Origin of the sequence: Salegentibacter maritimus, from assembly GCF_016236975.1 — a bacterium.
In the GTDB taxonomy this organism is placed as follows: Bacteria; Bacteroidota; Bacteroidia; order Flavobacteriales; family Flavobacteriaceae; genus Salegentibacter; species Salegentibacter maritimus.
In genome coordinates, this window is the sequence record NZ_JAEHNY010000010.1 from 1 (window position 1) to 22,045 (window position 22,045).

Consider the following 22,045-nt stretch of genomic DNA (forward strand, 5'->3'; position numbering starts at 1 on the left):
CAATTAAGAGGAGTAAGAAATACCGAGTTCTTCCTATTTAGACTCGAAAAATTATTTGCTTAAAAAAGCAAAAACCCAGAAAATGTTCTTGATCCTTGATCCCCCTTTATCCCCCGTCCAGTTTTCTCCAAAACAAAAAACCGAACTCTTTTCAGAATTCGGTTTAATTTGTTGGCCTACTAGGGCTCGAACCTAGACTCTTCTGGACCAAAACCAGACGTGTTGCCAGTTACACCATAGGCCATTACTGTAATGCGGATGCAAATTTAAAACAAAGTTTCTATTGCACAAACTTTTTCCACAAAAAAATTATAGTTTTTTCTTGAGGCCTGAATTCACTTTAAAAAAATGGTACAGAGAGCTTGCAAAACAGCTTCATTTCCAGTCTTTTCAGAAAATATTTTGTTTTAAAGTCCGTTACTAAACTACTTCAGCAAATCTTAAGGCAGTAATGTTGTAAAATAAGCTGTAAGTTCACTTAACCTCAATTCAATTAATTCCCGATTATCGGGCATTCTTATTTTTATTATTAAATTCGCCACATAAGATTCAATTTTACTATAAAATGACAGATTTTAGCTTTAAGAAGTGGAACAAAATATTGGGATGGCTGGTATTTTTAATTGCACTCACCACATACACCCTCACCCTGGAACCAACAGCAAGTTTTTGGGATGCCGGTGAGTATATTGCTACTTCAGCAAACCTTGAAGTAGGGCATCCTCCGGGAGCACCATTATACCAAATGCTAGGTGCATTCTTTGCTACTTTCGCACCCGACAATTCTCAGGTTGCACTTATGGTAAATTTCATGTCTGGGGCCGCCAGTGCTTTTGCTGTGTTGTTTATGTTCTGGTCTATAAGTTTACTGGTTTTAAAAATAGCCGGACCCGCAGAAAAGCTTAAGCCCGCCAATAAAGTGGCGGTTTTAGGAAGTGCCCTTGTTGGATCTTTAGCCTTCACTTTTACAGATAGCTTTTGGTTTAGTGCCGTAGAAGCCGAAGTGTATGCTATGGCCGCCTGTATTATGGCGCTGCTTTTCTATTTAGGCCTACTTTGGGAAAGGGATATGTTTAAACCAAGAGGAAATAAATGGCTTATTTTAATTTCACTGGTAGTAGGTTTATCTTTTGGAGTTCACTTTATGGGCCTACTTACCATTCCTGCAATTGGCTTCTTATACTTCTTTAAAAACTACAAAAAAGTTACTGTAAAGAACTTTATCATTGCAAATATTGTAGTGGTAGCTGTTTTGATGTTTATCTTTAAACTACTCCTACCCTACACCCTTACATTCTTTGCTGCTTCAGAATTGTTCTTTACCAACTCCCTGGGACTTCCCTTTAACACAGGTACCATCATAGCGCTTTTAGCCATTGTAGCCCTCTTTTACTTCGGAATTAATTATACCCGGAAGAAAAATTATTTTCAATTAAACACCCTATTTCTGTGCATTCTTTTTATCCTTATCGGGTTTTCTAGTTGGGTGATGCTTCCTATAAGGTCTAATGCCCCTACGGTTATTAATGAAAACAGCCCCGATAACGCCCGTGAACTATTGGCGTATTATAACAGGGAACAATACGGGGAAACTCATTTGTTTTATGGTCCGCAATTTTCTGAAATGTATGCTGGCCTGGATGCAAACAATCCGTATGCCGATGCAAAACCTAAATACGAGAAAGACGAAGAAGCCGGAAAATATATAATTGTTAACGATTATAAAAACGCAAGACAAAACCTGGACGATTCCCATAAGGCCATTTTGCCGAGAATGTGGAGTTCACAACACGCTGCCAATTATATGGATTTTACCGGCCCGTTGGAATTCACTATAAAACCCGAATACCAGGGCGAAGAGAGACTGGTGAGCGCGGTAAACGAATTTCAAAACAGGTATGCACAGGGTGAGTTAGATAATAACGATTATCATAATTTCCTTCGCCAGTTTGGGGATTACCTCAACATAGAAAAACCATCTTTCGCCTCTAATATTGGGTATTTATTAGAATATCAAATTGGCTATATGTACTGGCGTTATTTTATGTGGAATTTTGTTGGGCGCCAGGACGATAACCAGGGAAAATATACCGATTTGCATGGAAACTGGCTTAGCGGTATAGATTTTATAGACGAGATGCACATAGGGCCTCAGGATAACCTTCCCAGCGATGTTAAAAACAATAAAGCAAGAAACACCTACTATTTCCTTCCTTTAATTTTGGGATTAATAGGACTTGTTTTTCAATTTAAACGTGATAAAAATAATTTTTGGGTATTACTGGTGTTTTTCCTCTTTACAGGAATAGCTTTAAAAATATACCTTAACGAAAGGCCTTTTGAGCCACGTGAGCGTGATTATGCCTTAGTAGGCTCTTTTTATGTATTTGCTATCTGGATAGGTTTTGGCGCATATGCACTATTTGATTGGGCCAAAAAATTCCTAAAACCAAAACTGGCAGCACCTATTGTAATTGCTGCATCTTTACTGGCAGTACCGGTACTTTTAGCTTCAGAAAACTGGGACGACCACGATCGTAGCGGTAGGGACACTACCCTTACTATGGCAAAAATGTACCTGGATTCAGTAGATGAAAATGGAATTATTTTCACCATTGGAGATAACGATACTTTTGCGCTTTGGTATGTACAGCAAATTGAACGTTACCGTACAGATGTAAGAGTTGTAAATACCAGCCTGTTTGCTACCGATTGGTATATAGATCAAATGAAGCAAAAGGCTTTTGACAGCGACCCAATACCTTCGCAATTTGAAAATAAAGATTACAATGGGGTTAATGACGCCGTTTTTGCCAAAGAGGTTACAAACGATACTATTCCCATTAAAACCTGGCTGAATTATATTCAAAATGACGACCCAAGAACGCAAGCCGAATTGCAAAGCGGACAAATGATCAATACTTTCCCTACTAAAAATATTCGTATTCCGGTAGATAAAGAAACTGTGTTAAAAAATGGCATCGTAGACAAGCGATTTGCTGACGAGATTGTAGATGAAATTGTGATCAATATCGATTCAGATGTTATTTATAAGAATACATTGTTGATGCTGGATATTCTTGGAAATAATAACTGGGAAAGACCTATTTATTTCTCCGGGGGAAGCTTTAATGACGAAGATTATCTGTGGATGAAAGAATATCTTCAACTAGAAGGGGTTGCTTATAAATTAGTGCCTATAAAAACCCCGGTAGACCCAAGAAACCCTTATGATATGGGACGTATCAATACAGATAAAATGTACGATATAGTAACAAACTGGGATTGGGGTAATATGGGATCAGACGATATTTATCACGATCCGGAAACACGTAGAAACTCTATTACCTACAGAAGCAACCTGGCCAGGCTGGTAGAAAATCTACTAAATGAGCAAGATACCACAAGAGCCAAAAAAGTACTTGATCTTGCTATGGAAAATATGCCTGTAGAACATTACAATTATTATGCACTACTTGAGCCTTACGTAACCGGTTATTATGAAGTGGGGCAACCTGAAAAAGCCCGGGAAATTTGGAACAAAATCGCCACACATTATAAAGAGAACTTAAACTATTACGGCAGTTGGGATATAGATAGGCAATACCGTAGTTTTAATGAAATTATCTCTAATATTGAACGCTATAGAGCCCTTATAGATATACTTGTAATGCATCAGGATGAAGAGATTATTGAAGAAAAAGCCGATGAGTTTAACAAACATCTGGAAATGTTTAGGCATTTTTACGGTGAAGAAGAAGAAATAACTCCTGAGGCTCCTGAAGAGGTATTACGCGAAGAAGGAATAAATTCTGAATTAAATACAGGCAATTCTCTTAGGATAGATTCATCGGAATAGAAGAAATGGAATATCCAAAAAGCCTATTTTCGTCAAGCTGAACTCGTTTCAGCTTCTAATAGGCTTTTTGATTATCAATATCTAAAGTCCTGAAATAATCCCGAAAAGCTTCCGGGACACAATGAGAATTTTAAAATTTATTTCGACAGCCGATATGAGCTCGTTTTTAGTAAAATATCCTTTCCTTTTAAGAAAGCTTTATCCCAATAGGCTTACAAGACTTGAAGCAGAAAAGACCATTTTCCTAAGCTTTGATGATGGACCAATCCCCGAAATCACTCCCTGGGTTTTGCACACTTTAGAACAATATCATGCAAAAGCCACTTTCTTTTGCATAGGTGATAACATTAGAAAAAACCCGAAAATATTTCAGCAGATATTAAAAGGAGGACATCGTGTGGGAAATCACACTTTTAACCATCTAAACGGATGGAAAACGAAAACCGATGCCTATGTTAACAACGTATTGAAAGCTGAAGAAAGCCTTCTTGAAAATAGAGGCGAGAAAAGAGACAATAGAGAAAAGAGAAAGGGAACAGAAAGCAAGAACAAAAAAGGAAAAACCAGAAACCACGAAACCGGGGAACAAAACCCGCAACTCGCAACCCAGAACTTTCAATCCCAAAGCTTAAACCTAAAACTATTGCGCCCACCTTACGGAAAGATTAAAAATTCACAAGCTGCAGAACTTGTAAAACAGCATTATAAGATCGTTATGTGGGATGTGTTAAGCGGTGATTTTGATCACAGAATCTCTAAAGAAAAATGCTTAAGCAATGTTCTTAAAAATACTTCGGAAGGAAGTATTATTGTTTTTCACGACAGTATCAAGGCTTCAGAACACCTTAAGTATGTACTACCAAAAGTACTAAAACATTATACCGAAAAAGGCTTTGCCTTTAAATCGCTCTAAAGATATTCCTTTAGAATTCCTACGAGGGTTACTGCATCCTGTTCGCCGCTTTGGCGCCATTTCATCTCGCCAGACTTATAAATTATAAGTGTTGGCAATACTTTAACCCGAAGCGCTTCGGCAAGCTGTACATTTTTATCTACATCTATTTTTATCACTTTTACCTTATTGCCCATAGTGGCGGCAACTTCTCGCAAGACCGGGTTCATAAGTTTAGAATCCTCGTTCCATTCGGTATAGAAATCCAGCAACACCGGAATATTGAGGTCTATTAATTCACCAAATTTTGACATGCAGCTTTTGTTTTAATTAAATTCTCAGTCCCCTTTTCAACTTTAAAAATAAGACTGGTAATACAATGGTTAAAATGATAATTCTTTGGAGAAAACACTAATTCAAATATAGTAAATTCTATAAATTATGCGGGTTTTGAACCTTTTTTGAGTTCAATTACACTAATTTCAGGCCAAATTCCCACTCTCCCCGGAAATGCCAAATAGCCAAATCCGCGATTTACATTAATATAACGTCCAAATTCCTCATATATTCCTGCCCAATTTTGATATCTATACTGCACAGGACTCCATCTAAACCAACCGGGAATTTCAATTCCAAACTGCATTCCGTGAGTATGGCCGCTAAGTGTTAAGTGGTAATTCTTTTTGTCGTTTTTTATTTTTTCCTGCCAATAAGAAGGATCGTGACTCAATAAAATTTTAAAATCTTTCTCGCTTAGTCCCGCTCCTGCTTTATCTAAATCGCCAACTTTTTTAAATCCGCCGGCACCCCAGTTTTCCACACCAACCAGGGCAATTTTTTCTCCATTTTTTTCAATAAACTTATGCTCGTTTAGCAAAAGTTTCCAACCCATATTGGCGTGGGTTTCTTTTAAAGTATCTAAATTTTCCTTTTTCTCCCGGGCCGAATTCCATTGCTTATAATCGCCGTAATCGTGATTTCCCAAGACAGAGAAAACTCCGTCCTTAGCTTTTATTTGACCAAATAAGTCTTTCCAGGGCTCCATTTCTGAAGCTTCATTATTCACTAAATCCCCGGTAAAGACAGCGATATCTGCACCTTGTTCGTTTAAAAGGTCTATCCCGTATTTAATCTTTTTTTCATTATCAAAACTGCCACTATGAACATCGCTAATTTGTGCAAGTCTATATCCATCAAAAGCCTCGGGAAGATCTTCAAAATATAACGTATAATTAAGCACCCTAAAATTATACTTTCCTTTATACATACCATATAAAACCGAAGCAAATGGAATGGCCGCTATTCCCAGGGCCAACTGACTTAAAAATTTTCTTCTGGACGGAAGGGAAAAATCTTCTTTAGAGGAAAAGAACTTCTCAAAAGTCCCAACACCCAATCTATAGATATCTTCCCCAAACATTATTAAGGTTAAAATAAGCTTAAATAGGAGCACCGAAAGCAAAAAACCAAAAGCATATCCCCTGGCACCGGTAAGCACACTCCCTTCTACCGGTGTTAACCATTGGTAAAGAAAATTAGCAAATACAGCAAGTGTCACCACAAAATAAAGCAACACCGCCCAGTAATTTCGGGTTATGGTTTTTAATGCCTGGTAGGCGTAAATCTCAATAAATAAGACGAAAATTATAAATAATATCCAACGCATCAGCAATCCCATTTTTTTGCGAATATACTTTTAATCATCATTTTTAAAATTTGGTTTAGCTTTAATTTAACGCCTGTTACAAGCCTTAAACCATATTTACACAAGCACTTAAATAGTGCCAGAAATGTTGTTTAGCTATAAAATTTGACTATACCAGCAATAAGAAGTATTTTTCAAGGCTTTTTAATTATAATAAAACAAGCGATGAAACGAAGAAATTTTATAAAAGCAGCCGGTATATCCGGTGCTGGTGTCACCCTTTTACCGGGCACCTATAATTTACACGCCTCCACTTTTAAAAAACAGGACAAACCTTCCCCTATCTGTATAGCCACCTGGAATTTTCACGAAGCCAGTAAAACTGCCGGCGAGTTACTTTACAAAGGAGCCTCGGCCCTGGATGCCGCAGAACAGGGCGTAAGGGTTGAAGAAGCAAATCTTAACAACACAACGGTTGGAAACGGCGGCGCGCCCGATAGAGATGGAAATGTTACCCTGGATGCCTGTATAATGTCTCCGGAAGGAGAATGTGGCAGCGTGGTTTATTTAAAAGAAATTGAACACCCCGTTTCTGTAGCCAGAAAAGTCATGGAAGAAACACCCCATGTAATGCTTGCCGGGGAGGGAGCTTTCCAATTTGCCATTCAACAAGGGTTTAAACCAAAAAATTTACTGACGAAAGAGTCGGAAGAAAAATGGAAAAAATGGTTAGAAAAGAAAGAATACAAACCAATAATTAATATAGAAAACCACGATACCATTGGAATGCTTTGCCTTGATGAAAAAGGCGATATTGCCGGGGCTTGTACCACTTCTGGACTGGCCTACAAAATGAATGGACGGGTTGGAGATTCTCCTATTATAGGCTCAGGACTTTATATTGATAATGAAATTGGCGGTGCAGTAGCCACGGGAATGGGCGAAGCCATTATGAAAAGTGTAAGCAGTTTTCTTATTGTAGAGTTAATGCGCCAGGGCAAAAGCCCACAAGAAGCTTGTGAAATTGCCATACAGCGAATTGTTAAACAGAACAGCAATTACAAAGATTTTCAGGTAGCTTTATTAGCTTTGGGAAAAAATGGGGAAGTAGGTTCTTATTGCCTCCATAAAGGCTTTACCTTTGTAAAATATCAAGACAACAAAAACACCAATACACCCAGCCAATCTTATCTCTAAATGGAACAAAAAAGATCTTACCGTACTGCATTTATATTTGTAACTATACTTTTTTTCCTTTGGGGGTTTATAACTGTTCTCGTAGATTCTCTTATACCAAGACTTCGGGAAGTATTTACCCTCTCCTATTTTCAGGCCGGAATGGTACAATTCGCCTTTTTTGGGGCTTATTTTTTACTATCTATCCCAGCAGGTTATATTTTATCTAAAATTGGATATAAAAGAGGAATTATTCTAGGGCTTGCAACTATGGCGATGGGCTGCTTATTATTTTATCCGGCGGCCTCCTATCGTGTCTTCGGAATTTTTATGCTGGGATATTTTACACTTGCAGCTGGTATCACCATACTTCAAGTCGCCGCAAACCCCTATGTAACTATTCTTGGACCAGAAAAAACGGCTTCCAGTAGGCTTAACCTTTCACAGGCATTTAATTCACTGGGAACAGCAATTGCACCGGCATTGGGAGCTCTTTTTATTCTTCAGGACAAAGTAAAAACAAGTGCTGAAATTGAAGCTCTAGATGTTACTGCCCAAAAAACCTATTTAGCCGCTGAAGCAGCTGCAGTACAAACCCCATTTTTAGGAATTGCTGCTTTTATAGGAGTGATTGCGCTTGTTTTCTTTTTTGTAAAACTTCCAAAAGTTGGCGATAAAGAGGCGTCTAATGATTACAGAAAAGTACTAAAGAATAAAAATCTTATTCTTGGCGCTATTGGGCTATTCTGTTATGTAGGTGCCGAAGTTGCCCTGGGAAGCTATATGGTAAACTATTTTCTAAGCCTTGATCTTGCCACTACAGTAAGGGAAACTTCTTTTATGCGCAGCATTGCAGAATGGATCCTAACCACCGGTGTTTCAGCATCTAGCGATATGGCTGTAGTAGGAGTCTTTGTTACTTTTTACTGGACAGGAGCTATGATTGGTAGATTTATTGGCTCCTATCTTACCTCTATATTCAACCCGGCAAAAATTCTAAGCATTTTTGCTATTGGAGCCATTGGAATGATCCTTATCTCTAATCTAACAGTAGGGCTTACTGCCATGTGGACCATTATAGGTGTGGGATTATTTAATTCAATAATGTTCCCTACCATTTTTAGTCTTGCGCTAGATGGCCTGGGAGACGATAAAGCCCAGGGTTCGGGAATTTTATGCACCATGATTGTGGGAGGTGCTATTATCCCTCCTGCCTATGGCTACCTTACAGATTCTTTTAACTTTAATGTAGCCCTAATTTTGGTAATGCTTTGCTACGCTTATATTTTTTATTACGCTTATAGGAATAAGAAAAGAAAAGTTGCAGTAGCCTAATTTTATCTGGTGTTAATCTATAAGTTTTTAGCAAGGCCTAAAGCCAGTATGATAATATCTTTGTAGTTTTGGGATATTCAGAAAAAATAATATTCCAAAAGATATGTCTGCTCAAAAACGCCTGTTTCTTGTTGATGCCTATGCCCTAATTTTTAGGGGCTATTACGCCTTTATTAAAAACCCAAGGATAAACTCTAAAGGTTTTGACACTTCGGCCATCATGGGGTTTATGAATTCCCTTTTTGATGTTATTAGACGTGAGAAGCCAGACCATTTGGCCGTTTGTTTTGATAAAGAAGGCAGTCAGGTAAGAACCGAAATGTTTGCCGAGTATAAAGCCAATCGTGATGCAACGCCAGAACCTATAAAAGATGCTATTCCTATTATACAGGATATCTTAAAAGCCATGCATATTCCTGTGGTAGAATTAGCCGGCTGCGAAGCCGATGATATAATAGGAACTCTCGCCAAACAAGCAGAAAAAGAGAACTACCAGGTTTTTATGGTAACCCCCGATAAGGATTTTGCCCAATTGGTATCTGAAAATATTTTTATGTACCGCCCGGCAAGAATGGGAAATGGGATAGAAATTTGGGGAATTCCCGAGGTACAAAAGAAATTTGAAGTAGAGCGTCCCGAGCAGGTGATAGACTTCCTGGGAATGATGGGAGATGCAGTAGACAATATTCCCGGACTTCCTGGAGTGGGCGAAAAAACAGCTAAAAAATTCCTGAAGCAATTTGGAAGCATGGAAGAGCTGTTGGCCAATACCGACCAGTTAAAAGGAAAAATGAAAGAAAAGGTAGAAAGCCATGCCGAACAGGGTATTCTTTCTAAACAACTGGCCGCCATCCTAACCGATTGTGATGTAAAGTTTCACGCTGAAGATTATGAGCTTTCCCAACCTGACGCCAAAAAAGTTCAGGAGATATTTGATGAGCTTGAATTTAGAAGGCTTAAAGATCAATTTATAAAGTTATTTAGCGGCGAAGAAGACGCGCCTCAAACCCAGGTTAGCAACTCTCCTTCAGCTAAAAAAGTTTCAAAAAATGCCGGAGAAGGTCAATTTTCATTGTTTTCAGGAAATGATTCAGAAAAAATTGAAGCTACATCGGGCGGAAGAAAATCTTTAAAAGATACTGCACACGTCTATCAAAGCCTAAACAGCAAAATGGCCAGGCAAATCTTCCTTCAAAATTTGGCAAAACAAAAAAGCGTTTGTATAGATACTGAAACAACCAGCTTGAATGCTTTGGAAGCAGCACTGGTAGGTATTGCTTTTTCATGGGAAACCGGCAAAGGTTTTTACCTTCCTTTTCCCGAAGAAAAAGAAAAAGCACAGGAACTTATTGAGGAGCTAAGACCGTTTTTTGAAGATGAAAACATTGAAAAAATTGGCCAAAACTTAAAATATGACATCAAGGTTTTAGCTAAATATAATATTGAAATAAAAGGGAAGTTATTTGATACTATGATAGCGCATTACCTGATAAATCCGGATATGCGCCATAATATGGATGTTCTTGCCGAAACTTACCTTAACTACACCCCGCAGCCTATTTCAGAATTAATAGGAAAAAAAGGAAAGAACCAAAAATCTATGCGGGAAGTTCCTTTAGACCAGCAAACCGAGTATGGTGTAGAAGATGCCGATGTAACCCTTCAACTTAAAAAATTCTTTGAACAGGAATTAAAAGAAGCAAACACCCGAAAGCTGTTTGATAATATTGAAATCCCATTGGTTCGAGTACTGGCCGCTATGGAATTGGAAGGAATAAAATTAGACGAGAAATTCCTAAAATCACTTTCTGATGCCTTGGATAACGACATTAAAGACCTGGAGAAAAGTATATATGAAGAAGCTGGCGAAGAATTTAAAATAAGCTCCCCAAAACAATTAGGACTTGTTCTTTTTGAAAAAATGAAATTGGTTAAAAAACCAAAAAAGACCAAAACCGGGCAATATTCAACCAGTGAAGATGTACTATCTAATCTGGTTAAAGAACATAAAATCGTAGAAGATGTGTTAATGTATAGAGCTTTGGTTAAATTACAGAATACGTATGTAGATTCACTGCCAAATCAAGTACAAAAGGCTACCGGCAGGATCCATACCGATTATGTTCAAACTATTGCATCCACCGGAAGACTTAGCTCCAACAACCCTAACCTTCAAAATATCCCTATTAGAACCGAACGTGGGCGCCAGGTTAGAAAAGCTTTTGTTCCCAGAGACGAAAACCATATTCTGTTGGCCGCCGATTATTCTCAAATTGAATTACGAATTATCGCAGCGCTTAGCCAGGAAGATAATATGATAAAAGCCTTTAAGGAGGGGAAAGATATTCACGCCGCTACAGCCTCCCAGGTATTTAATGTACCCATAGACGAAGTTAGCAGGGAGCAAAGAAGTAATGCCAAAACGGTGAACTTCGGGATAATCTATGGTGTTTCGGCTTTTGGGTTAAGCAACCAAACCAATTTATCACGGGCCGAAGCCAAGGAACTTATTGACACTTACTATAAAACCTATCCTAAACTAACCGGTTATATTGCCGATCAAATAGATTTTGCTCGTGAAAATGGCTATGTACAAACTATTTTAGGCAGAAGACGTTATTTAAAAGATATTAATTCGCAAAATGCCGTGGTAAGGGGCGCTGCCGAAAGAAATGCTGTAAACGCACCCATACAGGGTAGTGCAGCAGATATTATTAAGTTGGCAATGATTAATATTTATAAGAAATTAAATGAAGGGAAGTTTAAAACAAAAATGCTACTCCAGGTCCATGATGAATTGGTTTTTGACGCCCATAAAGACGAAGTTGAAGAAGTAAAAAAGATAATCCAGTTTGAAATGGAAAACGCTTACAAACTAGATGTTCCTTTAGATGTAGAATTAGGAGAAGGCGAGAACTGGCTGGAAGCACATTAAAAAGCAGTGGGCAGTGGTCCGGTTGGCAGTAGAAATTACGATCTTAATGCAAAAAACCTCACAGCTTAAACTGTGAGGTTTTTCTATCTAACACTAAAAATATTGGCTGGTTTAATTCACTCTTGTGTATTCTAAAGATAAAACCCTAACATCTTCGGCATCGGTTCCATCCGGATTTCCATAATATTGTTCAGATTCAAATTTACTAATGTCAAAAGCGAAAGTATTGGCAGTTCTTTCCAGAACCCTGCTATGGGTTCTTGTGGTGCCATCTATGGTCATGGTAATCACCAAACGCTCTTCATTATTAAGATTTTCAACATCCCAGTTTCCCGAATCTGTGCGGCCAGAAAGACATGCGAATTCATCATCATTGTTTCCGGCTTTAAAATCTAACTTTGAGTTGGTAGTTATCATATCGCCATTTTGTAAAAAATTAACCCCCATATCCTGAAAACAATTTGTTTCCAAAAGTATGTTTGAATTAAAAACACCATCATCATTAAGATCTACTACAGTATCGGTTTCCATAGCCGAAAGTATCCATTCACCTTCAAGATCGGCTGGAGTAATAGTAGCTGTAGCATTGGCAGGATTTAATTGGTTCGAATTCAAATGATCTTCATTAGGCTCGCAAGACACTAAAGCAAGTGCTGCTAAAAATATGCCCATAACATTTTTAAAATTAAGTAGGTACTTCATAGCTAATTCAATTTGAGACTACAAAAATACAAAGCATTCAAACAATTTTATGACTTTTTTAACATAAAATTTACCACTCAACACATTTACAGGCATTTCATCGATATTAAATCTTCTAGATCAGGGAACAAAATAACGCTATACTTGCCTTTTGAAAGTAAATTCCAAATAGTGTGATTCTATTTCCGAGAATAGAAATTAAAGCTATATCCCTCAAAATAAATTAATTAATTTCCAATTTGCTATATGAATTTATAATTGTACATTTGCACCCCAATTTCCCGACATGATTCGTGTTGGGAATTGGGAATGGAATGTTTAATAACAAGTAAATTTAATTAGTGTGGACACATTAAGCTACAAAACAGTATCAGCCAACAAGGCTACCGTGACCAAAGAATGGGTACACGTAGATGCTGAAGGACAGACGTTGGGCCGCCTATCTTCTGTAGTAGCCAAGCTACTAAGAGGTAAGCACAAACCTAACTTCACCCCGCACGTTGATTGTGGTGATAACGTAATTGTTACCAACGCAGAGAAGATCAACTTAACCGGTAAGAAATGGGATTCGAAAGAATACATTCGTCACACAGGTTACCCGGGTGGACAAAAAAGTCTAACAGCCGCTGAATTATTCGAAAAGAATCCGGAGCGAATTATCGAAAAATCAGTAAAAGGAATGCTACCAAAGAACAAACTTGGAGCAGATCTATTTAGAAATTTAAAGGTTTACGCAGGATCTGAACATGATCATACTGCGCAAAAGCCTAAAACTATTAACTTAAACGATCTTAAGTAATGGAGGTTATTCACAAAATTGGCCGTAGAAAAACGGCAGTTGCGCGTGTTTATGTTTCTGAAGGAAGCGGAAAATTTAGCGTGAACAAAAAAGACCTTAAAGACTACTTTACCACAGGTCCTTTACTTTACAAAGTAAATCAGGCCCTTAACCTTACCGGAAACGATGGTAACTTTGATATTACCGCAAATGTTTACGGTGGTGGTATTACCGGACAGGCAGAGGCCATTCGTCTTGCCCTTTCCAGAGCAATGGTAGAGTTAGATGCCGAAAACCGTTCTATATTAAAGCCTGAAGGTTTAATGACCAGGGATCCAAGAATGGTAGAGCGTAAGAAATTTGGACAGAAGAAAGCCCGTAAGAAATTTCAATTCTCTAAACGTTAATTTTTATTGGAATTCATATTCCAAAGTTCATTTAATATTAAAAAGAATTTTGTTGTTATCCCAGTTGCTATTGGGAGTTAGTTTAGCATCTAAACAGGTAAGGCCGTGTTTTTAAAACAGCCACTTACGTGTTGCTATCTTCAACAGAACGTAAACTATTACAAAAATGGCAAATAAAGTAGAAGTAAAAGAATTACTTGATGCAGGTGTACATTTTGGACACCTTACAAGAAGATGGAATCCAAATATGGCCCCATATATCTATATGGAACGTAATGGGATTCACATCATCAACCTATACAAAAGTGCTGCTAAAATGCAGGAGGCAGGTGATGCCCTTGCCAAGATTGCAGCCAGCGGTAGAAAAATACTTTTCGTAGCTACCAAAAAACAAGCTAAAGAAATAGTAGCCGAACAAGCTGAAAAAGCAAATATGCCATACATTACCGAGCGTTGGCCCGGTGGTATGCTTACCAACTTTGTAACTATTCGTAGAGCCGTTAAAAAAATGGCCTCTATAGATAGAATGAAAAAAGATGGTACCTTTAATACACTTTCTAAAAAAGAACGCCTTCAGGTAGATCGTTTAAGAGCTAAATTAGAAAAGAACCTTGGTTCGATTTCTGATATGAGCCGACTTCCAGGAGCGCTTTTTGTTGTTGATATTACTCGTGAACACATTGCTATTAAAGAAGCTCAAAAATTAAACATTCCAATTTTCGCAATGGTAGATACAAACTCAGATCCTCGTGAGGTTGAGTACGTAATCCCATCTAATGACGATGCTTCAAAGTCTATCAACAAAGTAGTTTCTTATGTAGCTGATGCTATTGTAGACGGCCTTTCTGAAAGAAAAGCTTCAAAAGAGTCTAAAAAAGAGAAAGCTGATAAGGAAGAGAAAGCCCCAAAGGCTGCTGCCAAGCAACCAGAGGGAGAAGTTCCTTCTAAAGATGCTGAAGACAAAAAGGCAATGAAAGAAGCTAAAAAAGATGTGAAACTTGAGTCTAAAAAAGAAACTTTAGACAAAGCTGCATCTAACGAAGAAGAATAAAAACAACATTTTATAACCTTCAAAAAGTCGTTTAGTTTCTTTCTTAACAGTTGGTCTCTAAACGACTTTTTTAAATAAAAAATAATACTATGGCTAAAATAACCGCCGCAGAAGTAAATAAATTAAGAAAAGCTACCGGTGCCGGAATGATGGATTGCAAAAAGGCACTTGTAGAGGCAGAAGGTGATTTTGATAAAGCTATTGAAGTTCTTCGTAAAAAAGGACAGAAAGTTGCTGCTAAGAGAGCCGATAGAGATTCAGCCGAAGGTGCTGCCATCGCTAAAGTAAACGACGATAACACCAAAGGTGTTATTATTTCTCTTAACTGTGAAACCGACTTTGTTGCCAAAAACGACGATTTCATCAAAATGGCCAACAATTTTGCCGATATCGCGCTTACAGTTTCTTCTAAAGAAGAGTTACTTAAAGCAGATTACAACGGGATTTCAGTTGAAGATAAATTAACTGAGCAAACAGGAGTAATTGGTGAGAAAATAGAAATTGGTGCTTTTAAATCTTTAGAAGCTCCTTTCGTAGGTTCTTACATCCACGCAGGAAATAAAATTGCTGTAGTTACAGGTCTTTCTAAAAATGTTGAAGGTGCCGATGAAGCAGCAAAAAATGTTTCTATGCAAGCTGCCGCTATGAATCCTATTGCCCTTAATGAAGAAGGTGTAGACCAGGAAACCATAGACAAAGAAATAGAAATCGCTAAAGATACCCTTCGTCAGGAAGGTAAACCTGAAGAAATGCTAGACAAAATAGCAAAAGGAAAAATTCAGCGTTACTTTAAAGACAACACTTTAGTTAACCAGGCTTTTATTAAAGACAGCAAACAAAGCGTTGCAGGTTATGTAAAGACCCTGGACGCAGATCTTACTGTTGTAGGTTTTGAAAGAGTTGCTTTAGGAGAGTAATAAAGTCATTTCCGCGAAGACGGGAAGTCTCAATAAACTCAAAAACCGCTTCATTATTCTGAAGCGGTTTTTTTAATTTCACAAAATGTCAGAAAAAGCTTTTCAATTTAAAGAATTCAAGATAGAACAAGATCGCTGCGCCATGAAAATTGGCACCGATGGTGTTCTCTTAGCCGCCTGGACAACACTAGACACGAAACCCGAAAGTATTCTTGATATTGGCACAGGAACCGGCCTAATCGCTTTAATGTTAGCCCAACGTTCTAACGCAACACTAATAGATGCCCTGGAAATTGATGAAGATGCCTACGAACAAGCTGTAGACAATTTTGAAAACAGCCCCTGGGGAGATCGCCTGTTTTGCTACCATGCCGCCTTTGATGAATTTGTAGAGGAAATGCAGGATGAGGAAAAATATGAACTCATAATCTCCAATCCACCTTTCTATGTTGAAGATTATATTTCTGAAAACGAAAGTAGAAAAAAGGCTCGTTTCGCCGAAGCCCTACCCTTTTCACAACTAACCGAAGGTGTTTCAAAATTACTTCATCCAGAAGGGGAATTTAATACTATTATTCCGTTTAAAGAAGAAACAAATTTTATTGGCCTAGCCGCGGAATTCGGTCTTTTTCCCAGGAGAATTACCAGAGTTAAAGGCAACGAAGCTTCCCCAATTAAAAGAAGTTTACTGAGTTTTGGGTTTAAAGAAAACAAAATCACCAAAGATGAACTTATTATAGAAATTTCACGCCATCATTATACAAATGATTACAAAAACCTGGTAAAAGACTTCTATCTTAAATTATAATCTTAAAATTGTTTGCTTTAAAAAGCTTGGTTACATTTGTGTAAAACACCACACAAATGAGAACAGATAACTTCCAGGCTCCTGATTATTACAATCTTGACGAGCTACTTACAGATGAACATAAAATAGTGCGTGATGCCGCCCGAAAATGGGTAAAACGACAGGTGTCTCCAATAATAGAAGATGCTGCCCAAAAAGCAGAATTCCCAAAATCTATAATTAGCGGCTTAGCCGAGATTGGAGCTTTTGGCCCATATATTCCAGAGGAATACGGTGGCGCCGGCCTGGATCAAATCTCATACGGACTTATCATGCAGGAAATTGAACGCGGCGACAGCGGGGTACGTTCTACAGCATCTGTTCAAAGTTCGTTGGTAATGTATCCAATTTTTAAATATGGTACAGAAGAACAGCGCAAAAAATACCTTCCAAAATTAGCTTCAGGAGAATTTATAGGCTGTTTTGGTCTTACCGAACCAGATCACGGCTCTAATCCCGGTGGAATGACCACCAATTTTAAAGATAAGGGTGATCATTATCTACTTAATGGAGCTAAAATGTGGATCTCTAACGCTCCTTTTGCCGATCTTGCTATAGTTTGGGCCAAAGACGAAAACAACCGTATTCACGGACTCATAGTAGAAAGAGGTATGGAAGGTTTTTCTACTCCCGAAACCCATAATAAATGGTCGCTACGTGCCAGTGCAACCGGGGAGCTTATCTTTGATAACGTAAAAGTACCTAAAGAAAATTTATTGCCGAATAAAAGCGGACTGGGAGCCCCTTTAGGCTGCCTTGACTCTGCACGCTACGGTATTGCCTGGGGCGCCATAGGCGCAGCTATGGATTGTTATGATACTGCCTTGCGCTATGCAAAAGAACGCATACAGTTTGATAAACCAATTGCCGCCACACAACTTCAGCAGAAAAAATTGGCAGAAATGATTACTGAAATCACCAAGGCACAGCTTATAGCCTGGAGACTTGGAGTGTTACGAAATGAAAACAAAGCTACATCAGCTCAAATCTCTATGGCGAAAAGGAATAATGTGGAGATGGCTATAAATATTGCCCGTGAAGCACGCCAGGTTTTAGGTGGAATGGGAATTACCGGCGAATACAGCATCATGAGACATATGATGAACCTGGAAAGTGTAATTACTTACGAAGGTACTCACGATATACATTTACTAATAACTGGAATGGATATTACCGGAATCCCGGCATTTCAATAATTAGACATTTTACGAAACCCATTAAAGCGTCATGCTAAATTTCGTCATCTCGAGCCCAGCATCTAAGCTTGTTAAAAGACATAATATATTAAATCCTGACCTCTCAACTCCGCTCGAAGTGACCAATCAGGTTGACTTATTATTACAATAAATCAAAGCAAGGGCAGCGTTTACAACGTTTGCCCTTTTTGTATTTTTCACAGCATTCTTTTTTAAGGGGTTTTGGTTTTTTGGCCACTACCCCATCTAATTGCAAATAATCTTTAGACTTATTTGAATAAAAAACGATCACATTATAAAATTGCAAACCCTGAAATTTCATAGGTTTAATATACTTCAAAAAGCTGAAATTGAGCGTTAATTCAATTTTAAATCAATGTTTATATTTTACAAATCCTAAAGAGAAGCTTACTTTTGCAGCATGGGAAAGAAAAATAAAATAGACGAGGTAAACAGGGCGCTACAGCCTAAAGTAAACCAACTTTTAGATCATTCTTTATATCAACAAATAACCACCCCCGAGCATTTACGGATATTCATGGAGCATCACGTTTTTGCCGTTTGGGATTTTATGTCGTTGCTTACTGCTTTACAGGAAAAATTTACCAGAACCACTAATCCGTGGGTTCCGGTTGGCAATCCGGAGATAAGATATCTAATCAATGAAATTGTACTGGCCGAAGAAACCGATATTAATTACTTCGGAGATCGTCAAAGCCATTTTGAAATGTACCTGGATGCTATGGAAAAAAGCGGTGCTGACACAAAAAAAATCACCGATTTTTTACTACAGGTTTCCCATGGTACAGATATTTTTCTACTAATTGCAGCCACAAAACTTCCCCATAATATAAAAATCTTTCTGAAAAACACTTTTGAAGTTATTGATGAAGGAGAAACCCATAAAATAGCCTCGGCCTTTACATTTGGCCGCGAAGGCTTAATCCCCAGCATGTTTAACTCTATTATAGAGAACGTACAAAAGAATTTCCCTAAAGAAGACCTTAGCCTTTTTAAATACTATTTTGACAGGCATATAGAGCTAGATGGTGATGAGCACGGCCCCATGGCTTTTAAAATGATAGAAGAGCTTTGTGGCAATGATGAAGAAAAATGGAAAGAAGTCTATCTTACCGCAGAAAAAGCCCTTGATGCCCGTTTAGAACTATGGAAGGGCATTGAAAAGGAAATTTCAGAGAATATAGATTCCAGAAAATTACAAACGGTTTAAAGGATTCCTTTAACAACAAATAAACCTTACACCATCGTCCTTCTGTTGCAAAAGCTTTCGGGATTATTTCAGAGCCTGCCCCGATTTTTTATCGGGGATCTAAAATATTGATAATCAAAACATCTTAGAAGCTGAAACAAGTTCAGGGTGACGTCTAAAAATAATTTTAAGGTGCTTCAGGAGCAAGCTTTACCTCCAAACCATCTAATTGTTCAGTAATAGGAATCTGGCAACTTAATCGGCTATTATCTTCCACAAAAAATGCCTGGTCTAGCATATCTTCCTCCTCCATACTTTGCTCGGGTAAAACATGTTCTAAATTAAGAATATAGCACTGGCACGAGGCACACATAGCCATACCTCCACAAATTCCAATGGTACCTTCCTGGGCAAGTTCATAAGAACGAACTACCTCCATAAGGTTCATATTCATATCTGTTGGAGCATCTACCACATGAGCTTCCCCTTCCCGGTCTATTATTGTTATTTTTATATCAGACATAATCTTATGTAAGACCTCACAGATATTGAAAGCCCATGAGGTTTAATCTTTTAATTTATACTCTTTACAACTTCTTTTTTCGCCTCCTTTTTACTACCATCAAAACCATTAACTCCACTTACAGTAGTATACTTCATCACATACTTTTTATCTGGAAATATACGTTGGTAAGCACTTTGACACATAATGGCCGCCTCGTGAAAACCACATAAAATCAATTTTAGTTTTCCGGGATAAGTGTTCACATCTCCAATAGCATAAACCCCGGGGATATTGGTTTGGTAATCGTAAGAATTATCAACTTTAATCGCATTCTTTTCTATCTCCAATCCCCAGTCGGCAATAGGACCCAATTTTGGGGAAAGACCAAATAGAGGAATAAAGTAATCGGTCTCCTTAATTTCTTTTTCGGAAGCTGAAGCCTTATGGGTAATCACTACACTTTCCAACTCATTTTCCCCTTTAAGATCAGTTACCTCAGCATTGGTAATAAGGTTTATTTTTCCAATTTTTGAAAGTTCTTCTACTTTCTCTACAGAATCTAAAGCACCGCGGAAATCGTTTCTTCGGTGTACCAGCGATACTTCTGAAGCAACATCTGCTAAATAAATAGCCCAATCTAACGCTGAATCGCCACCACCGGCAATTACCACTTTTTTATCCCGATAAACCTCAGGCTCCCTAATGATATAAGCTACCCCTTTGTCTTCGAAATTGGCTATATTGGCAATTGGGGGTTTTCTTGGCTCAAAACTTCCCAAACCACCCGCTATTACAACAACAGGAGCGTGATGTTTAGTTCCCTTATTAGTGGTAACTATAAAACTACCGTCCTCTTGTTTATCTATGGTCTGCGCCCGTTCCCCAAGCGTAAACCCCGGTTCAAAAGGCTTTATTTGTTCCATTAAATTCGTTACCAGATCTCCGGCCAAAACCTCGGGAAATCCCGGAATATCGTAGATTGGCTTTTTTGGATAAATCTCTGAACATTGCCCTCCCGGTTGGGGAAGCGCATCTATCAAATGACATTTTAGTTTTAATAATCCGGCTTCAAAAACCGCAAAAAGGCCCGTTGGACCCGCACCAATTATAAGTATATCGGTTTTAATCATGTTGTCTGCAAATTTGTACCAGGCTAGAACCTATTTTTGAATATTTACCACACTTTCTATTTGCGGTACATACTTTTTAATTGTCATTTCTACTCCAGATTTAAGCGTCATTTGGTTTACGGTACAGTCTACACACGCACCTTCCAAACGAACTTTAACCAACCGATCGTTCTCGATAGAGATCAAAGAAATATTACCACCATCACTTTCCAAAAAAGGACGGATCTCGTCTAGCGCTTTCTCTACATTTATTTTTACTTCTTCGCTCGTCATTTATTTTTGTTTAACTGCACTACATCCTGCCATTGTAGTAATCTTAATGGCTTCTGTTGGAGGTAGACTTTTGTTCCTATTTACTGTTTCCTGTACCATTTCCCGGGTAATATTTTGAAAAGCGGTTTCCAGGGGTGTTGACTCTTGCAAGGCTGCAGGGCGACCAATATCTCCAGATTCCCTTAAACTTTGAACAAGTGGAATTTCACCTAAAAACGGTGCATCAATATCTTTTGAAAGATTTTTAGCACCTTCTTTTCCGAAGATATAATATTTATTTTCCGGCAACTCTTCTGGCGTAAAATAAGCCATATTCTCTACGATACCCAAAACAGGAACATTAATGCTTTCCTGGCGGAACATCGCTACTCCTTTCTTAGCATCGGCCAAAGCAACATTTTGAGGGGTACTAACCACTACCGAACCGGTAATTGGAAGTGACTGCATAATTGATAGATGGATATCTCCGGTTCCCGGGGGAAGGTCTACCAGTAAAAAATCCAGCTCGCCCCAGGCTGCATCAAATATCATTTGATTTAAAGCTTTAGCGGCCATTGGCCCACGCCAAATTACTGCCTGATTTGGTTTGGTAAAAAAACCGATAGAAAGAACTTTTACGCCGTAATTTTCTACAGGCTTCATTTTAGACTTTCCGTCTACATTTACCGAAAGAGGTCTTTCAGCTTCTACATCGAACATCATAGGAATAGAAGGTCCATAAATATCGGCATCTAAAATTCCTACTCTAAAACCCATTTTAGACAAAGTTACTGCCAGGTTCGCCGTTACCGTAGATTTACCAACCCCTCCTTTTCCGGAAGCTACAGCAATAATATTGGAAATTCCGGGAATAGCTTTTCCTTTAATTTCCGGCTTTTTATCGGCAGCTTCTACTTTTATATTTACTTTTACCTTTGCTTTTTGGTTTACATGCTCATGGATAGCCTTCATTACATCTACCTCTGCCCGTTTTTTAATATGTAAAGCAGGAGTTTGCATCACCAAATCTACCACTACCTCGTCCCCAAAGCTCATTACATTTTGAACAATCCCGCTTTCCACCATGTTTTTACCTTCTCCGGCCACAGAGATAGTTCCAAGCGCTTTTAATATTTCTTTTCTGTCTAACTTCATTTAAAAAATATTTATTATCCCAAAAAGTCAGGATACTTTTAGCTGCCTGTTAA

At 38.2% G+C, this 22,045-nt stretch carries 19 protein-coding genes and 1 tRNA gene; 12 read left to right on the forward strand and 8 right to left on the reverse strand.

The window, feature by feature from the left end; all coding sequences use genetic code 11:
* Window positions 1–171 precede the first annotated feature (171 nt).
* Window positions 172–244: transfer RNA gene (locus I6U50_RS11420), tRNA-Gln, on the reverse strand.
* Between the two features lie 321 nt (window positions 245–565).
* On the opposite strand from I6U50_RS11420, the gene I6U50_RS11425 reads away from it, so the two are divergent.
* Window positions 566–3,859 carry a DUF2723 domain-containing protein gene (locus I6U50_RS11425; RefSeq protein ID WP_198638929.1) on the forward strand — a complete coding sequence of 1,098 codons (3,294 nt, stop codon included), beginning with the start codon at window positions 566–568 and terminating at the stop codon, window positions 3,857–3,859.
* Between the two features lie 121 nt (window positions 3,860–3,980).
* Window positions 3,981–4,772: a polysaccharide deacetylase family protein gene (locus I6U50_RS11430; RefSeq protein ID WP_232805927.1), complete on the forward strand. Its 792-nt coding sequence runs from the start codon at window positions 3,981–3,983 to the stop codon at window positions 4,770–4,772.
* Here I6U50_RS11430 and I6U50_RS11435 read toward each other — a convergent pair.
* Entirely contained in the window at window positions 4,769–5,065 is a 297-nt protein-coding gene (locus tag I6U50_RS11435) for a thioredoxin family protein (protein WP_198638930.1), read from the reverse strand. The two genes, I6U50_RS11430 and I6U50_RS11435, sit on opposite strands and share 4 nt — an antisense overlap.
* Before the next feature lie 125 nt (window positions 5,066–5,190).
* Window positions 5,191–6,417, reverse strand: coding sequence for a metallophosphoesterase (locus I6U50_RS11440; protein ID WP_198638931.1), 1,227 nt, complete (start codon window positions 6,415–6,417; stop codon window positions 5,191–5,193).
* Between the two features lie 204 nt (window positions 6,418–6,621).
* On the opposite strand from I6U50_RS11440, the gene I6U50_RS11445 reads away from it, so the two are divergent.
* The 3 genes from I6U50_RS11445 to polA all read left to right on the forward strand — a co-directional run bounded on the left by I6U50_RS11445 (window position 6,622) and on the right by polA (window position 11,842).
* Entirely contained in the window at window positions 6,622–7,593 is a 972-nt protein-coding gene (locus tag I6U50_RS11445; protein ID WP_198638932.1) for a N(4)-(beta-N-acetylglucosaminyl)-L-asparaginase, read from the forward strand.
* Window positions 7,594–8,907, forward strand: a complete 1,314-nt coding sequence (locus I6U50_RS11450; protein WP_198638933.1) for a sugar MFS transporter — start codon at window positions 7,594–7,596, stop codon at window positions 8,905–8,907.
* Window positions 8,908–9,010: 103 nt separating this feature from the next.
* Window positions 9,011–11,842, forward strand: a complete 2,832-nt coding sequence (polA, locus tag I6U50_RS11455) for a DNA polymerase I (RefSeq protein WP_198638934.1) — start codon at window positions 9,011–9,013, stop codon at window positions 11,840–11,842.
* 111 nt (window positions 11,843–11,953) lie between these two features.
* Here the strand turns inward: polA and I6U50_RS11460 are convergent, their stop codons facing one another.
* Window positions 11,954–12,544, reverse strand: coding sequence for a lipocalin family protein (locus I6U50_RS11460; protein WP_198638935.1), 591 nt, complete (start codon window positions 12,542–12,544; stop codon window positions 11,954–11,956).
* A gap of 343 nt (window positions 12,545–12,887) precedes the next feature.
* On the opposite strand from I6U50_RS11460, the gene rplM reads away from it, so the two are divergent.
* From rplM to I6U50_RS11495, 7 genes are all read left to right on the forward strand, one after another.
* Window positions 12,888–13,343, forward strand: coding sequence for a 50S ribosomal protein L13 (rplM, locus tag I6U50_RS11465; protein WP_193710179.1), 456 nt, complete (start codon window positions 12,888–12,890; stop codon window positions 13,341–13,343).
* Window positions 13,343–13,729, forward strand: coding sequence for a 30S ribosomal protein S9 (gene rpsI, locus I6U50_RS11470; RefSeq protein WP_193710178.1), 387 nt, complete (start codon window positions 13,343–13,345; stop codon window positions 13,727–13,729). The genes rplM and rpsI overlap by 1 nt, the downstream gene beginning before the upstream one ends.
* 166 nt (window positions 13,730–13,895) lie before the next feature.
* On the forward strand, window positions 13,896–14,780 hold the full coding sequence (rpsB, locus tag I6U50_RS11475; protein WP_193710177.1) for a 30S ribosomal protein S2: 885 nt from the start codon (window positions 13,896–13,898) through the stop codon (window positions 14,778–14,780).
* A gap of 89 nt (window positions 14,781–14,869) precedes the next feature.
* A complete protein-coding gene (tsf, locus tag I6U50_RS11480) occupies window positions 14,870–15,697 on the forward strand; it encodes a translation elongation factor Ts (RefSeq protein WP_198627949.1) in 828 nt (275 codons plus the stop codon).
* An 85-nt stretch (window positions 15,698–15,782) separates the two neighbouring features.
* Entirely contained in the window at window positions 15,783–16,505 is a 723-nt protein-coding gene (locus tag I6U50_RS11485; RefSeq protein WP_198638936.1) for a tRNA1(Val) (adenine(37)-N6)-methyltransferase, read from the forward strand.
* A 56-nt stretch (window positions 16,506–16,561) separates the two neighbouring features.
* Window positions 16,562–17,740 carry an acyl-CoA dehydrogenase family protein gene (locus I6U50_RS11490; protein ID WP_198638937.1) on the forward strand — a complete coding sequence of 393 codons (1,179 nt, stop codon included), beginning with the start codon at window positions 16,562–16,564 and terminating at the stop codon, window positions 17,738–17,740.
* A 421-nt stretch (window positions 17,741–18,161) separates the two neighbouring features.
* Window positions 18,162–18,971 (forward strand): DUF3050 domain-containing protein, encoded by an 810-nt coding sequence (locus tag I6U50_RS11495; protein WP_198638938.1) that lies wholly within the window; start codon window positions 18,162–18,164, stop codon window positions 18,969–18,971.
* A 166-nt stretch (window positions 18,972–19,137) separates the two neighbouring features.
* On the opposite strand, the gene I6U50_RS11500 is transcribed toward I6U50_RS11495, so the two are convergent.
* The 4 genes from I6U50_RS11500 to I6U50_RS11515 are packed head-to-tail and all read right to left on the reverse strand — an operon-like array spanning window position 19,138 to window position 21,992.
* Entirely contained in the window at window positions 19,138–19,473 is a 336-nt protein-coding gene (locus I6U50_RS11500; RefSeq protein ID WP_193710171.1) for a 2Fe-2S iron-sulfur cluster-binding protein, read from the reverse strand.
* Window positions 19,474–19,523: 50 nt separating this feature from the next.
* Entirely contained in the window at window positions 19,524–20,585 is a 1,062-nt protein-coding gene (locus tag I6U50_RS11505) for an NAD(P)/FAD-dependent oxidoreductase (RefSeq protein ID WP_198638939.1), read from the reverse strand.
* Window positions 20,586–20,615: 30 nt separating this feature from the next.
* Window positions 20,616–20,858, reverse strand: coding sequence for a NifU family protein (locus I6U50_RS11510; protein ID WP_193710169.1), 243 nt, complete (start codon window positions 20,856–20,858; stop codon window positions 20,616–20,618).
* On the reverse strand, window positions 20,859–21,992 hold the full coding sequence (locus tag I6U50_RS11515) for an Mrp/NBP35 family ATP-binding protein (protein WP_198638940.1): 1,134 nt from the start codon (window positions 21,990–21,992) through the stop codon (window positions 20,859–20,861). It abuts the gene before it with no gap.
* Between the last annotated feature and the right edge of the window lie 53 nt (window positions 21,993–22,045).